Here is a 14,283-nt window from a genome sequence, read left to right as displayed (position 1 = left end):
TTAGTTGTTGGGGAAATACACTAAAGTTCTTTAAATATAGTAATTTATTATTAAACCTGTACCTTTTTGGGGCTCTGACATAAACTTTGTTTCCGCATTAATTAGTTTTGCTCTTGCTTTTATATTCTGCAATCCTAAGCCTTTAAATCTAGCTCTTTCCATATCAAAGCCTACTCCATTATCTTGAGCTTTTACCTCTATTGAATCTTCTTTATAACTCAAAAACACATTTAATTTAGATGCTTTAGAATGCTTTATAGTATTAGAAAAAAACTCTTGAAGGATTCTAAAAATTACTATTCCATGCTTTTGATTTATTTCTATTTCTTCTCCTATTACTCTTAAACTTGCTTCGATATAATTCAATCTATTGAATCGTTCAATCTCTAATTCTAAAGCTTTTCTTAATTTTATATTATTAATAAAATCAGGATTAATTATTTTTGATAAGGCTCTTACTTCTGTTAAACTTTTTGCTATAATTTCTGAGATTTCTCCCATATTGTCAGGAGAGGCATGTTGTAATTGTATTTTTGCTAAAGTTAGGAGTTGACCTATATTATCATGCAACTCCCAACTAATATTTCTTAAAGTCTCTTCTCTTATTTCTATCTGAGTTTCAGCAATTTCTCGTTCATAACGTTTTTTGTTTTTATCTCTTTCTTGCAACAGTTTATTTTTACGGCGTTGAAAAATTGTAAACAGTACAATTAAAAAAACAATAACAATTATTATAATTAATGTCGAAATAATTAATATCTCTCCTTCTTGTTGCTGCATAATAATCCATAAATTATAAGTAATCCCATTAAAATTGTTAAAACATCTAATACAAAAAATAATTTTCTATTTTGCATATACTCAAGAATTATAAAAAAAGGGATTGATGGAAGATAGAAAACCATAAAACCTATTGAAATCCAAAAAGACAGGGATTTTTTATAACTAAGAATTTTATCAGATAGCAGTAAATTTCTTAAAAAAAGTAAAACATAAACACCAATTACTATTGATTCTACTAACAAACAATATCTGAAAAAGTCACGATTTATCCATACAATAAGCCATGATATTAAAAAAAACAGAAAAAATAACTTATGAATCTTAATTGTCTTGTTATCTGTTGCTAAATTTATGTACATCAAAGTAATTAAGCTACATTCGACTAATGTAAATATATAATAATATATAAAATTTGATGTTCCATTTTTAACATGATAATCTCCAATCACCTCTACAACCACTGTACTAAAACATAAGATAGTCAAAAGCATTAAAAAAATCGTGTTATACTTCTTTAACATAACTAAAGAGACAATCAGAGTAATTACTTGGATAACCAATGAGAAATAAGAAATCATAAATATTCTAAAAATTAATCGTGTGGTGGTGCTATTTTTGTCTTATTCCCTACTCCACTTTCTGAATCTTCAAGAGTTATTTCAGTACGCATCATCATAGTTTTAGTTTCATGTTTCTGTGTCTCTTTTTTCTTTCTTGAGTCATAACGCCACTCATAACCGTTATGTTCTAAGACTTCTTTTAAAGTAACTATTTTTCCTTTTTTTGACTTTAAAACATCTATAGCAACTTCAACACCATCAACAATTGCTGTTGGAGTATATAGTAAGTTTTCGTAACCTTCATATTTATCAATATGTGTGTTTTCTTTATTATAAACACCTTTAATAAAGCTAATACCCTTTAATTGAATTCCTTTTTTATTAGCTATCTTTTCTACATAGTCTAAGTAGTTCTTTAACTCTTGAAACCCAAATGTATTAACTCTAGTATCTTCAAAACCTAACTCATTAGTTAAAATTTTTAAACGTGTTTCATCATACTCTGAAAGCATCAATACGATTTCTTTATACGTGAGTAATGTTTTTGGTTTGGATGGCTCTTGTGGTTTTGGGCATATAAGCCCTAAAATACTTTGTAAAATTTTTCTCATAATTCTTAAATTTCGCTAATTTTATTATATCTCAAAAATACTTACATTTTTTTAACTAGATTAAAACATTTACTTCTACAAACAACAAATCAGACAGTTAACAACATAAATACAGGAAAAACCCCTTATACCTATAAATGTTTTAACTATTACTTTTTCATGACATAGACTCTTGTTTTTTTTCTTTCTTTTTAAAATATATCTTATTTTTTACTCCTCAAAGCCTACAAGGAGAAAAACCTTCTTAAAAACCTAGGTTTATTACAATGTTTTTACCGTGATACTCCTCAAAACTAAACTCTAAATTTCATTCAATTTTGCCATCAGTTATTTCGAAATACTGGGCGACAACCGAAAAGCCTAATTATAAACAGAGTAGGTACACAAAATAAAAAATATGCCAAATTTAGTTCCAGAATTAAACAGTTTGGATTTCAATGTATATGTTGGAGGTCCTTTACAAGCTGCGATACAAGCACAAACAGCAGCTTCGATGGCTACTGTAAACTTTATTAAAGAAGTAGGTTTTGAAAAAAGCAATGACCCTGCCAATCCAGACTCTTTACGTTACGTTGATTTTCAGTATGAAAAATCAGTACCTAATCCTGATTATGATCCTGACAAGGCTGTTGATGCTAACAATCCAAAGTTTATAAAAAGTGAAATTGAAATCAAAGTACCATTTCTAACAATGCTTACCATTCCATCAATCCGTATTGATGAAGTAAACATTGATTTTAATGCTCGTTTAAGCTCTACTGAAACGAGCAACGTATCATCTGAGTTTGCAGCTAGTGCAGAATTAGGAATCAATTACAAAATTGTAAACTTTAAAGCTTCAGCATCTTACAAAAGAAACACATCTCAAGGTGTTAAGGTAGATAAGACATATAACCTAGGTGTAAAAGTTCGTGCTGTAAACGACGAGTTACCAGAAGGGTTAAGTAGAATCTTAAATATGTTAGAGGATAGTATTGCTGCTGTAGCTTAACATTTATAACGGGGTTGTACCGTACCAAACCGTACAACCTCTTTTTTAAAATTTTTATTATGGTAAATTTAAATGAATATTTAGGTGGAATTGCCACCAGCATTGCAGAAGCACGTTTAATGTCTGATTTGAAATCTTTAGAGATTGCTGAGAAGTTTTCACGTCATGAGCTCTTAAAACACTTTTCTATTCCTCGTTTTAAAGCACAAAATATTGAACTCACCATTCCTGTAGCCATTGGAGAATTAGAAGAGACTTATGAAGCCGATTACGAACCTATTGATAATGTTGCTTTCAATTCACAAGCCTATACAATTTTAAAAGATGCTTCAAAAATTACTTCTTTTGATAGAAAGACATCTACTATGCTTCGCTCAATAATAGCACAAAGAACAGATGAACTTGAAAAAAACATAAAAGCAACTGGTGAAGTTGACCCTGTGTTATCAAGGTTTTCACAACAATTATCTAAAGAGTTTATCTCTATTTATAGTGAAAAGGTGAGTTACGACGTATTAGTTAAAAAGCTTAATTCAGAATTAAGACCATCTATTAAAAGTAGACAAATAACACAAAAAAACACGAAAGTTATTGTAGAAGCTCATAAACTAAACGAAATCAAACCTGAAAATATAGTTCAGATTAAAATGACTTTAAATGAAGAAGGCATGGAGTGGTATACTTCAGAAAATGAAGATGGTGTAAGAGAAACCAAACTATTACCAGAATAGTTATGAGAAAATCAATTACAAAAATAACCAATCAACTCAAAACTCAATTGAACGAAATACATGAGTTAGCGAATCAAATTGAGAAAAAAAATACACAAAGCGCTAAAAATATTCGCAATTGGTTGTTAGCTACAGAAGAAGTATTGAAAGCACTTAATTTACCAGATTCATCAAAATTTGCAGTTAAAAGAGCCATGTTAAGTTCATTCATCCCAAATAGTAGAAATAAGAAAAAAGAGACTCTACAATTAGGAGCTTCAACATTAACAGAAGCTCAACAAGACTTATGGGAAGTATACACTCCCTATGCTACCATTTTAGATAATTCAACAACCTTGATAGAGCAACTTTTAGCAGTAATTTACCAAACCAAGCAGTTTAAATACGACACAAATGAAGATTTTACGCAATTCCTAGAACAAGTTTGGAGGTTTTGTTGTAATCATGAACAACTTAAAGGAATTAGCTCACAAATACTTTCAATGATAAATCAATCAGATGTACTTATTATTATGGCTGAAAAAATAGCAATAGAAAGTTTATAGATAGTTCTCTATATTTTTTACTTTTACGTTATGAACAAAATTGAACATATTGGTATCGCCGTTAAAGATTTAGAAAAATCTAACTCATTATTTGCTTCTCTTTTTGGAGAAGCACATTATAAAATTGAAGAAGTTGCTAGCGAAGGTGTAAAAACTTCATTTTTTAAATCTGGTCCTAATAAAATTGAATTATTAGAAGCTACAAAGCCTGATAGCCCTATAGCCAAGTTTATAGAAAAAAAAGGAGAAGGAATTCACCATATTGCTTTTGCAGTTGACAACATAAAAGAAGAAATTAAGCGTTTACAAGGTGAAGGTTTTACAGTTTTGAATGAGGTTCCTAAAAAAGGAGCCGATAATAAACTAGTAGCTTTTTTACATCCTAAAACTACCAATGGTGTACTTATAGAGTTATGCCAAGAGATAGAAGAATAGGAAGTATTTAAAAATTAAATATTTGTATCTTGCAACGCCTTAAAATCAGTATTTACTAATGACAACTTCTTTTGATTCTTTTCAAAAACGCCGATTACAATCTTCATACATATCAGTAGTAGTAAGTATTGCACTTGTACTTTTTATGATTGGTGTTTTAGGCTTAGTTCTTTTAAAATCAACAAAAGTTGCAAATCATTTTAAGGAAAAAGTAGTTATGACACTTTTCTTAAAAGATGAAGTTGCTGATAAAAATATTAAAAGTCTTAAAGAATCTATTAAAAAAGAAGAATTTGTTAATAAGGTGGTTTATATTTCTAAAGAAGATGCCGCCAAAGAGTATAAAAAAGATTTAGGTGAAGATTTTTTACAATTTTTGGGAGATAATCCCTTAAAAAATGGAATAGACATTTATCTAAAAGCAGATTTTGTGACTCCTGAAAAAATGAGTGAGCTTGAAAAATCTTTTGATAAAAACAAGTTTGTAGACGAAGTAAGTTACGACAAACCGTTAGTACAATTACTTACCAAAAATATTCAACGTATTAGTTTTTGGCTCTTAGTATTAAGTGGTTTTTTCGGGTTGGTTGCTATTATTTTAATAAACAGTTCTATCCGATTATCGATTTATTCAAAACGATTCAATATAAAAACCATGCAAATGGTAGGTGCTACAAAAAGCTTTATTCGTAAACCTTTTATTTGGCAAAGTATAAAACTAGGATTACTAGGAGCTTTTATAGCAATAAGTGGATTAGGTATTCTAATTTATTATGTAGATAAATACATACCTACATTAGAGCTACTAACAGATTACGTTGCATTAGGTTATGTAGCTGGTGGAGTTATATTGGTTGCATTTTTTATTACATGGATTAGTACCTTCTTTGCTACACAACGATTCTTAAATTTACAAACTAACGATTTGTATTACTAAAATATTTATGAAAAAAGACAATTCACCAAAACAAGAATTTCTATTCGGTAAACGAAATTATATCATTATGCTTATTGGTATCGCTGTAATTGCCTTAGGATTTATTTTAATGGCAGGTGGCGGTAGTGATGATCCTAATGTGTTCAATCCAGAAATATATAGTTGGCGTAGAATTCGTTTAGCTCCTACCTTAGTTATTATTGGATTAGGTATAGAAATTTATGCTATTTTTGCCAATCCTAAAAAATAAGCATGGATTTATTAGAAGCAATTATCCTTGGAATTATCCAGGGTCTTACTGAATTTTTACCTGTATCCTCTAGTGGTCATTTAGAATTAGCAAAAGCTTTATTTGGAGACACTTCTGTACCTCAAGAGAGCTTAACTTTCACCGTAGTTTTACATGCTGCAACAGCCTTAAGTACTATCGTAGTGTTTAGAAAAGAAATTGCTGAGATTTTTAGAGGTTTATTTCAGTTTCAATGGAATGAGGAAATGCAGTTTTCTGTAAAAATTGTGCTGTCTATGATTCCTGCTGTGGTAATTGGTTTAGCCTTTGAAAAAGAATTGGAAAGTTTTTTTGGAGGAAAAGTTTTATTAGTAGGTTTTATGCTTTTAGTAACTGCTGTATTACTTTTATTGGCTGATAAAGCTAAAAACACAAACAAAAGTGTTTCTTTTAAAAGCTCAGTAATTATAGGAATCTCTCAAGCTATTGCCATGTTACCTGGAATTTCACGTTCAGGAGCTACTATTTCAACATCTGTATTATTAGGTGTAGACCGAACTAAAGCTGCTCGTTTTTCTTTTTTAATGGTGGTACCTTTAATTTTAGGAAAAGTTGCTAAAGATATTTTAAGTGGAGATATTAACTTTCAAAGCTCAGAGATCGTTCCATTATCTGCTGGATTTGTTGCTGCTTTTATCTCTGGATTATTAGCGTGTACTTGGATGATAGCCTTAGTTAAAAAGAGTAAATTATCATATTTCTCATTATACTGTGCTATTGTAGGTTTAATTGCCATTGGCTATTCTTTATTTTTCTAGATGACTGCAGAAGATTACAAAAACGGACAGGTTTTACTAATTGATAAACCTTTAGAATGGACTTCCTTTCAGGTAGTGAATAAACTTCGCTGGCATATTCGTAAGCATTTTAATATCAAAAAAATTAAAGTGGGACATGCTGGAACTCTTGATCCTTTAGCTACTGGCTTGTTAATTATTTGTACTGGAAAACAAACCAAAAACATTAACAAATATCAAGGGCAAGTAAAAGAATACACAGGTACGTTTGTTGTGGGTGCTACCACTCCTAGTTATGATTTAGAAACTGAAATTAACGAAACATTCCCTACAGAGCATATAACAGAAGAGTTACTACACAAAACTACTGAGCAGTTTATTGGTAAAATTCAGCAAAAACCACCAATTTTTTCAGCTATTAAAAAAGATGGAAAGCGTTTATATGAATTAGCTCGAAAGGGTGAAACTACTGAAATTAAGGCTCGCGAAGTGGAAATCAACGAGTTTGAAATCACCAAAATTGATTTACCTAACGTAGAATTTAGAATTGTGTGCAGTAAAGGAACTTATATTCGCTCTATTGCCAACGATTATGGGGAAGCGTTAAATTCTGGAGCACATTTATCTGTATTACGAAGAACCAAAATTGGAGATTTTTCTGTTGATAACGCACAAAGTGTTGATGAGTTTATCAATAGCCTATAAAAATCTACTATACCAGCTTTCTGTAATAGGTACTTCCCAATAATTTTCTAATTCTATTTTAGTTTGCACTAAATTATCAAAAACTATTGTTTTAGCTGATACAGACTTCTTTTTAAGCAGCTTTTTAAACTCTTTGACGTCTTTGTACTGAATAAATTCTCCTTGCTTAAAACACACATTCATTTTATCTAACAACTCCACTTCATGTTCCTTTTGTAGTTGTAAAATAAATGCCACTTGTTTATCAATATCTTCATTCGTTAATACTAAACCTTCTTCAACAGAAAAAATAATGAAACGATTGTATTTTAACTCAAAAGAAGCTTTGAAATCAGTATCTTCAGGCTTCCACTCTTCTACAAAATGGTGTAATTTTTCTTTTAGCCCGTCAATTTCTTGTGGGTAAAATTTTCGACTTGATGGGTATACCCAAACTTTTGCCTCTTCTGATAAACTACTGAATTCTACAAACATATTTATTCATTATGAGCGCAAAGATACAGAAAACAATTCCCCTTTTTGATGAAAAACAAAAAGGGGAATTTCTAGCTTGATTATACACTTTATTACTGAAGCATTGATATAAGATCTTCTTGTGTATTTTCTCCTTTATTTTTATTGTACCAAACTTGTAAATCTGTTTTAAAATCAGCATCTAAACTACCATGTTTTTCTTTATAATCAACAACCATTTTTGTTGCTTCGGTAGGTCTTGGTCCCCAAGTATTGATTACTTCGTTCTCTTTATTTAAAGCAATCAATTTAGGAATTGATCTTCCTCCATTCGTTAAAAATTCATCCATCAACTCTAAGTTTTCGTCTCGTAAAACTAGTTTTAAATTAATGTTTGGATTTTCTTCTGCTATTTTATTTATTACCGGTAGGTTTTGCGCTGCATCACCACACCATCCTTCTGTTAACACTAACCAAGTTTGCGGCTCTTTTACATCTTTAATTTTAGCTAGTGTTTCTTCAGTTAATTTTACCGTTTTGTCTAAACGCTTCATACGTTTATCATTTAACTTACTATAGTTTAATAAATCATCTGATTGATTAGGTCCTGTAGATTTTCCTTGTGCTATTAAGTCACTTACTAAATCTCTATATTCACTATAAGAGAATGCCTTTTCTAAGCTATTTTGAATAATTTTTTTCATCGTAAATGTATTGTTATTACAAAAGTATTTTATCTATAATAAATCTTAGGTAACCTAAGTTACAATTCATTATAAAACTTGAATAACATAGACGAAAACATAAATACAACCTTACACTTTTGCTGATTCTTCAGTCTTAGCTTGTAAATTGGTAATAATATCTTTAGTCATAGAAGCTAAGTCAAACTGATGTCTCCATCCCCAATCTTTTCTTGCTGCTGAATCATCAATTACTTGAGGCCAACTATCAGCAATGGCTTGTCTAAAGTCTGGATTATAGGTGATGGTAAACTCTGGAATGTATTTTTTAATTTCTGCAGCTATTTCAGCTGGTGTAAAACTAATTGCTGCTAAGTTGTATGAAGTTCTTGTTTTAATATTTTCTTCATCTGCTTGCATTAACTGGATAGTTGCATTGATAGCATCGTCCATGTACATCATTGGTAAACGTGTATTTTCTGACAAAAAGCACTCAAAAGTTCCTTTTTTCAATGCATCAAAGTAAATATCAACAGCATAATCAGTCGTTCCTCCACCTGGTAACGTTTTCCAGCTTATAATTCCTGGATAACGAATGCTTCGTACATCTACCCCATATTTATCATGGTAATAATTACACCAATGCTCTCCTGCTACTTTACTTATTCCATAAACCGTAGAAGGTTCCATAATGGTTTGCTGTGGCGTATTCATTTTTGGTGATGTTGGTCCAAAAGCAGCCATTGAACTAGGCCAGTATATTTTTTGAATATATTTTTCTCTTGCTAACTCTAACACCGCTAATAACGAAGTCATGTTTAAATCCCAACCTTTTAATGGGTACTTTTCAGCAGTTGCTGATAACATTGCAGCCATTAAATACACTTGGGTTACTTTATATTTTTGAACAACATTTAAAATTTGCTCTTGATTGGTAGCGTCGATAATTTCAAAAGGTCCTGAACTCATCATTTCTGCATCCCCTTCTCTAATATCGGAGGCTATTACATTATCTGTCCCATAAATAGCACGTAATTTTTGGGTTAATTCTGTTCCTATTTGCCCGCAAGCTCCTAAAATTAATATCGTTTCACTCATTTTAAATTATTCAAAAATAGATGTTTGCAAAGTTATTAAATTTAAGATTTCGCAAAAAGCATTTGCTCTTTTTTAACTATCTACAAAAGGGATAGCTAATTTACTGATTTCAAACTTCTAATTTAATTCTGTAAAGAATACCAAGTAAAATATGTACTTTTATCGCTTAATTATTTTATTAAAATGAGTCGTTTTTTATTTGTTATTGCTTCATTATTAATTTCAGTTACTTCTTGTAAAAAAAAGAATGAGCAAAAAGAAGAGTTACCTACCAAAACTGAAATGAACATTTCGATTGAGCATACTGATTACTCTAAAATAAATGAAAAGTACGTTGACGAAATTAAGCCTTGGAAAGAATATTTTATTGTTGAGGATTTTTTACAAGAGTTGAAAAACACAACTCCTACTGAAGCTTTAAACAATGCTTTAGAGTTAAAAACACTTACAAAACAACTAAAGGACAGTTTAAATATAGAAACTCTAAAAACACCTGCCTTTAAAGCTCGTATTAATGTTTTTGAAAATGAAACTTTACGTTTAGCAGATATGACCTTTATTCCATCAATTTCTGCCAATCAGGTTAACAGTCAGGTTGAAAAAATTATGATGCTTTTTAGCAGTGTTAACGATAAGATTAATACAGTTTACACTAAGAAAAAGTTTGATAGTGAAATAAATCTTGATAGTCTATTTAAGAATCAATAGTTTTTAAGGCTTCGTATATTAAACAACTTTCAAACCCTCTGTATAAAAGGTAGTCAACAATTTTCTTTTTTCTTTTGAAGTGATTTGTTTCAGAGACTGATACATTCTTTTTTTCGACCAAATTATACAAGGTTTTGATATATTCCTCTTCGTCGATTTCTTTCAGAGCTGATTTAATATTATAAGTAGAAATATCTCTAAACTTCAATTCTCTAACTATTCGATCTTTCCCCCATTTTTTTATTCTAAATTTCCCTCTTGCAAAGCTTTTTGCAAAGCGTTCTTCATTTAAAAAATTATGCTCTAGCAAGTGTAATAAAATATGTTCTCTTGCTTCTGGAATTAACTTGTACTCTTTTAATTTCTGTTCTACTTCTTTATGACATCGGTCTTGATACACACAATACTGCTCAATCTTTCTTTTTATTTCTTCAACTGTAAAAACGGGTTTATTCATAGCACGAAAATATAAAAAAGGGTTAAAAGCAACTTACTTTTAACCCTTTTTACAGTTAACAAAAAATCAATTATAAAACGCTACGTAACCACATTTTAAACTTAGTGATTAAGTAGAATAATATCGGTACTACAATTAATGTTAAGAAGGTTGCTATGAATAATCCATAAATAACTGTCCACGCTAATGGCCCCCAGAAAATCACATTATCTCCTCCAACATATATGTGCGGATTTAACTCACTAGCTAAGGTAAAGAAGTTAATATTCAACCCTGTTGCTAATGGAATTAATCCTAAAATAGTTGTTATTGCTGTTAATAATACTGGGCGTAAACGTGCTTTACCTCCTCTAATAACAGCTTCACCTAAAGTATCTACATCTACAAATTCATCAGAAGATAAACCATGCTCTACTTTCTTTCTATCTATCAGTAACTGGGTATAATCAAGTAATACCACCCCATTGTTTACTACAATACCAGCCAGCGAAATAATTCCCATCATGGTCATCATAATTACAAACGGCTTAGCTGTTATAATTAATCCTCCAAATACACCTATTAAACTTAAGAAGATTGCTAGCATGATGATTGCTGGCTTAGAAACTGAGTTAAACTGGAAAATTAAAATCAAGAAAATTAATCCTAACCCTCCAAAAAATGCTTTCATTAAGAACGCCATTTGCTTGTTTTGTTCTTCAATTTGCCCAGTATAATCTACTTTTACTGAATCTGGTTGTTCAGTAAACGTCTTCATTTCATTTTGAATTTTTGATACAATTGCAGCTGCATCTGTATATCCTGGAGCTAAAGCTGAATATACTGTTACTACTCTTTTTACATCTTTATGTTTAATAGCGCTAAACCCAGAAGTATTTGTTTGTTCTGCTACTGCAGATACAGGAATTTCTTTAATCATCCCTGAAGACATGTCTCTAAAAGTAATTTTTTGGTTAAAAATTGCACTTTTATTATACCTGTTTTCTTTATTAAAACGAACGTAGATATCAAAATCATCACCATCTTCTTTATAAATTCCCGCTTTAGAACCAAAAATAGCATTACGCAATTGGTTTCCTACTTGCGATGAACTTACCCCTAATTCTCCTGCCTTTTTACGATCAACGTTTACTAACATTGATGGTTTAGATTTGTTTACATCAATCTTTAACTCATCAATACCTGCAATACTTTTTGAGTTGATAAAGTCTCGCATTTTTTCAGCAGTGTTGATTAATTCTGCGTAATCTTCTCCTTCCAATTCGATATTAATTGGATATCCTGCTGGTGGACCTACTGCTTCTTTTTCTACAGAAATTTCTAATCCAGGGTAAATTCCTCTTAGTGCTTCGGTTACTTTTCTTTGTAATTCTTTACTATCTGCTCCTCTACGGAATTTATATTCACGCATAGAAGCCGTAATTTTTCCTCTATGAGGCATTTCTGCGGTTGAACCTCCATCAGTTTGTGGATTTCCCGACCCTGCTCCTACTTGAGATACTGCACTTTCTACTAAGAAATTATAACCATTATCTATGTATTCTGGTGAGTTTAATACTTTATATACACGCTCTTCCAAATCTTTCATAATCAGATTTGTCTTTTCAATATCTGTTCCTTGTGGGTACTCGATATACACAATAATCTGATTCGGTGTATTATCAGGGAAAAACTCAACTTTAGTACGTTGACTTCCTATTGAGGCTCCAAAACCTCCAAAAGCAATAAACAATAAAACTAACGTACCTAACGAAATAATGTAAGGTCTCCAACCTCTTAGAGCTCCTCTTAACATTTTTTCATAAAAACGTTCCCAACGCGGTAACACCGTATTTTGAAAACGATTTGCCCAAGGACGTAGAGCTAATCGATACACCCACAACATAATAGCTGTAAATATCATTACCGTTCCTAACGCCCTGTACGTTCCTCCTAAAAGTACTATCAATAACCCTATCACCGCCATTACTGACGACAAGATTATAATACGTCTTAATGGCATATTTTTATCTTCAACACTCATAAATTGTGATACTAACACTGAGTTAAAAAATATTGCCACAAATAATGACGAACCTAATACTACAGATAATGTTACAGGGAAATAAATCATAAACTGCCCCATAGTTCCTGGCCACATTCCTAATGGAACAAAGGCTGCCACTGTAGTTAAGGTTGAGATAATAATTGGAAAAGCAATTTCACCAATACCTTTCTTAGCTGCCTCAATTCTAGGCATGCCTTCATCCATTAAACGGTATACGTTTTCAACAACAACAATTCCGTTATCTACTAACATTCCAAGTCCCATAATTAATCCAAAAAGAATCATGGTATTCATGGTATATCCCAGCCAACTCAATATCATTAATGACATAAACATTGACATTGGTATTGCAAATCCAACAAATAGGGCATTTTTGAACCCTAAGAAGAACATTAATACTAAAACTACTAGGATAACCCCAAAGATGATATTATTTACCAAATCATCTACCTGACCAATAGTTTTTGAAGATTGATCATTAGCGATAGTTACTTTTAAATTACTCGGAAATACATTGGCTTTGGTATCTTCTACTATTCTTTGAATTTTCTCAGCAGCCTCCACCATGTTTTTTCCTGAACGTTTTTTAACATCCAGCATCACTACTGCTTCTCCAAACTCACGTGCATAGGTAGTTTTATCTTTATCTTTAAAAGAAACTTTTGCTATGTCTTTAAGGTAAATTGAGTTTCCTTTTTCTGATTTTACGACAAAGTCTTGTAATTCTTGTGGATCTTCAATCTCTCCTAAAATTCTAACAGTACGTCGCTGTCCACTAGCAATTAAATTACCGGCCGACATTGTTAAGTTACCTCCATTTATCGAATTGATAACATCTTGGAAACTTACTTGTGCTGCCATCATTTTGTAAATATCAACAGCTACCTCAACTTCTTTTTCTTCTGCACCACGGATATCTACTTTTTTAATCTCTTGTAAATCTTCAATTTCATCTTCTAAATACTCACCAAATTCTTTTAATTTATCTACTGGATAATCTCCCGATATATTAATGTTTAAAATTGGCATTTCTTCAGAGATACTTAGCTCAAAAACATTTGGCTCTACTTTAGCTCCGTTAAATGTAGGCCAATCTTCACCTGAAGTTTCTTGATCTATTTCATCTTTTACCTTTTGTTTAGCTTGATCTACTGATATGTTTTCATCAAACTCAACAATTACCATTGAGTAATCTTCCTGCGATGTAGATGTAATTTCTACTACATTACTTACCGTTTTAAGTCTATCTTCTAACGGATCAGTTATCAACTTCTCAATGTCTTCTGCTGTATTTCCTGGATAGAGAGAACTTATATAAATTTTGGTTTCTCTAATTTCTGGGAAATTTTCTCTTGGCATACTTAAAAAGGCAGAAATACCTGTTATAAGTATCATAACCATCATTACATAGATAGTTGTTTTATTATTTATTGCCCAAGAAGATAAACCAAACTCTTTATCTACTTGCTTTTTTTGTTTTTTATCAGTCATTAGACGAATAATTTTTGGTGTC

At 31.1% G+C, this 14,283-nt stretch carries 16 protein-coding genes; 9 read left to right on the top strand and 7 right to left on the bottom strand.

All coding sequences use genetic code 11. The features are described from left to right. Nucleotides 1–30: 30 nt before the first annotated feature. Both D6200_RS12670 and D6200_RS12665 read right to left on the bottom strand, forming a co-directional pair. Entirely contained in the window at nucleotides 31–780 is a 750-nt protein-coding gene (locus D6200_RS12670; RefSeq protein ID WP_073182099.1) for a sensor histidine kinase, read from the bottom strand. Nucleotides 781–1,375: 595 nt separating this feature from the next. Next, nucleotides 1,376–1,954 (bottom strand): hypothetical protein, encoded by a 579-nt coding sequence (locus D6200_RS12665; RefSeq protein ID WP_047789975.1) that lies wholly within the window; start codon nucleotides 1,952–1,954, stop codon nucleotides 1,376–1,378. Between the two features lie 397 nt (nucleotides 1,955–2,351). Here D6200_RS12665 and D6200_RS12660 point away from each other — a divergent pair, with 397 nt between their 5' ends. From D6200_RS12660 to truB, 8 genes are read left to right on the top strand one after another with little or no spacing between them, the layout of a single operon-like run. Next, nucleotides 2,352–2,945: a DUF2589 domain-containing protein gene (locus D6200_RS12660; RefSeq protein ID WP_047789974.1), complete on the top strand. Its 594-nt coding sequence runs from the start codon at nucleotides 2,352–2,354 to the stop codon at nucleotides 2,943–2,945. 59 nt (nucleotides 2,946–3,004) lie between these two features. Next, complete coding sequence (locus D6200_RS12655) at nucleotides 3,005–3,676, top strand: hypothetical protein (protein ID WP_047789973.1); 672 nt, start codon at nucleotides 3,005–3,007, stop codon at nucleotides 3,674–3,676. A 2-nt stretch (nucleotides 3,677–3,678) separates the two neighbouring features. Further along, nucleotides 3,679–4,221 carry a hypothetical protein gene (locus D6200_RS12650; RefSeq protein ID WP_073182101.1) on the top strand — a complete coding sequence of 181 codons (543 nt, stop codon included), beginning with the start codon at nucleotides 3,679–3,681 and terminating at the stop codon, nucleotides 4,219–4,221. A 30-nt stretch (nucleotides 4,222–4,251) separates the two neighbouring features. Further along, complete coding sequence (mce, locus tag D6200_RS12645) at nucleotides 4,252–4,656, top strand: methylmalonyl-CoA epimerase (protein WP_073182103.1); 405 nt, start codon at nucleotides 4,252–4,254, stop codon at nucleotides 4,654–4,656. A 58-nt stretch (nucleotides 4,657–4,714) separates the two neighbouring features. Further along, on the top strand, nucleotides 4,715–5,593 hold the full coding sequence (locus D6200_RS12640; RefSeq protein ID WP_073182105.1) for a cell division protein FtsX: 879 nt from the start codon (nucleotides 4,715–4,717) through the stop codon (nucleotides 5,591–5,593). A 7-nt stretch (nucleotides 5,594–5,600) separates the two neighbouring features. After that, a complete protein-coding gene (locus tag D6200_RS12635) occupies nucleotides 5,601–5,843 on the top strand; it encodes a DUF3098 domain-containing protein (protein ID WP_047789969.1) in 243 nt (80 codons plus the stop codon). A 2-nt stretch (nucleotides 5,844–5,845) separates the two neighbouring features. After that, nucleotides 5,846–6,640 carry an undecaprenyl-diphosphate phosphatase gene (locus D6200_RS12630; protein WP_073182106.1) on the top strand — a complete coding sequence of 265 codons (795 nt, stop codon included), beginning with the start codon at nucleotides 5,846–5,848 and terminating at the stop codon, nucleotides 6,638–6,640. Continuing rightward, nucleotides 6,641–7,324, top strand: coding sequence for a tRNA pseudouridine(55) synthase TruB (gene truB / locus D6200_RS12625; protein WP_073182108.1), 684 nt, complete (start codon nucleotides 6,641–6,643; stop codon nucleotides 7,322–7,324). Here truB and D6200_RS12620 read toward each other — a convergent pair. The 3 genes from D6200_RS12620 to D6200_RS12610 form a co-directional block, all read right to left on the bottom strand. After that, on the bottom strand, nucleotides 7,319–7,798 hold the full coding sequence (locus tag D6200_RS12620) for an ABC transporter ATPase (protein ID WP_073182110.1): 480 nt from the start codon (nucleotides 7,796–7,798) through the stop codon (nucleotides 7,319–7,321). The genes truB and D6200_RS12620 overlap by 6 nt on opposite strands. Nucleotides 7,799–7,890: 92 nt before the next feature. Continuing rightward, a complete protein-coding gene (locus D6200_RS12615) occupies nucleotides 7,891–8,481 on the bottom strand; it encodes a thioredoxin family protein (protein WP_047789965.1) in 591 nt (196 codons plus the stop codon). A 111-nt stretch (nucleotides 8,482–8,592) separates the two neighbouring features. After that, the gene (locus D6200_RS12610; RefSeq protein WP_073182113.1) at nucleotides 8,593–9,558 is read right to left on the bottom strand and encodes an NAD-dependent epimerase/dehydratase family protein; all 966 of its coding nucleotides are present in this window, start codon (nucleotides 9,556–9,558) and stop codon (nucleotides 8,593–8,595) included. Between the two features lie 183 nt (nucleotides 9,559–9,741). On the opposite strand from D6200_RS12610, the gene D6200_RS12605 reads away from it, so the two are divergent. Next, complete coding sequence (locus D6200_RS12605; protein WP_073182115.1) at nucleotides 9,742–10,266, top strand: hypothetical protein; 525 nt, start codon at nucleotides 9,742–9,744, stop codon at nucleotides 10,264–10,266. On the opposite strand, the gene D6200_RS12600 is transcribed toward D6200_RS12605, so the two are convergent. Both D6200_RS12600 and D6200_RS12595 read right to left on the bottom strand, forming a co-directional pair. Then, nucleotides 10,253–10,723, bottom strand: a complete 471-nt coding sequence (locus tag D6200_RS12600; RefSeq protein ID WP_073182117.1) for a regulatory protein RecX — start codon at nucleotides 10,721–10,723, stop codon at nucleotides 10,253–10,255. The genes D6200_RS12605 and D6200_RS12600 overlap by 14 nt on opposite strands. 70 nt (nucleotides 10,724–10,793) lie before the next feature. Next, complete coding sequence (locus D6200_RS12595) at nucleotides 10,794–14,261, bottom strand: efflux RND transporter permease subunit (RefSeq protein ID WP_073182119.1); 3,468 nt, start codon at nucleotides 14,259–14,261, stop codon at nucleotides 10,794–10,796. Nucleotides 14,262–14,283: the final 22 nt, after the last annotated feature.

Origin of the sequence: Tenacibaculum mesophilum, from assembly GCF_003867075.1 — a bacterium.
Taxonomy (GTDB): Bacteria; Bacteroidota; Bacteroidia; order Flavobacteriales; family Flavobacteriaceae; genus Polaribacter; species Polaribacter mesophilus.
This window is presented reverse-complemented; position numbering and strand designations above follow the sequence as displayed.

Bases quoted from the DNA above. Each gene is read 5' to 3' on its own strand.
- D6200_RS12635 (WP_047789969.1), top strand. From the start codon at position 5,601: ATGAAAAAAGACAATTCACCAAAACAAGAATTTCTATTCGGTAAACGA.
- D6200_RS12595 (WP_073182119.1), bottom strand. From the start codon at position 14,261: ATGACTGATAAAAAACAAAAAAAGCAAGTAGATAAAGAGTTTGGTTTA.
- D6200_RS12650 (WP_073182101.1), top strand. From the start codon at position 3,679: ATGAGAAAATCAATTACAAAAATAACCAATCAACTCAAAACTCAATTG.
- D6200_RS12640 (WP_073182105.1), top strand. From the start codon at position 4,715: ATGACAACTTCTTTTGATTCTTTTCAAAAACGCCGATTACAATCTTCA.
- mce (WP_073182103.1), top strand. From the start codon at position 4,252: ATGAACAAAATTGAACATATTGGTATCGCCGTTAAAGATTTAGAAAAA.
- D6200_RS12615 (WP_047789965.1), bottom strand. From the start codon at position 8,481: ATGAAAAAAATTATTCAAAATAGCTTAGAAAAGGCATTCTCTTATAGT.
- D6200_RS12655 (WP_047789973.1), top strand. From the start codon at position 3,005: ATGGTAAATTTAAATGAATATTTAGGTGGAATTGCCACCAGCATTGCA.
- D6200_RS12600 (WP_073182117.1), bottom strand. From the start codon at position 10,723: ATGAATAAACCCGTTTTTACAGTTGAAGAAATAAAAAGAAAGATTGAG.
- D6200_RS12660 (WP_047789974.1), top strand. From the start codon at position 2,352: ATGCCAAATTTAGTTCCAGAATTAAACAGTTTGGATTTCAATGTATAT.
- D6200_RS12605 (WP_073182115.1), top strand. From the start codon at position 9,742: ATGAGTCGTTTTTTATTTGTTATTGCTTCATTATTAATTTCAGTTACT.
- D6200_RS12670 (WP_073182099.1), bottom strand. From the start codon at position 780: ATGCAGCAACAAGAAGGAGAGATATTAATTATTTCGACATTAATTATA.
- D6200_RS12610 (WP_073182113.1), bottom strand. From the start codon at position 9,558: ATGAGTGAAACGATATTAATTTTAGGAGCTTGCGGGCAAATAGGAACA.
- D6200_RS12665 (WP_047789975.1), bottom strand. From the start codon at position 1,954: ATGAGAAAAATTTTACAAAGTATTTTAGGGCTTATATGCCCAAAACCA.
- truB (WP_073182108.1), top strand. From the start codon at position 6,641: ATGACTGCAGAAGATTACAAAAACGGACAGGTTTTACTAATTGATAAA.
- D6200_RS12630 (WP_073182106.1), top strand. From the start codon at position 5,846: ATGGATTTATTAGAAGCAATTATCCTTGGAATTATCCAGGGTCTTACT.
- D6200_RS12620 (WP_073182110.1), bottom strand. From the start codon at position 7,798: ATGTTTGTAGAATTCAGTAGTTTATCAGAAGAGGCAAAAGTTTGGGTA.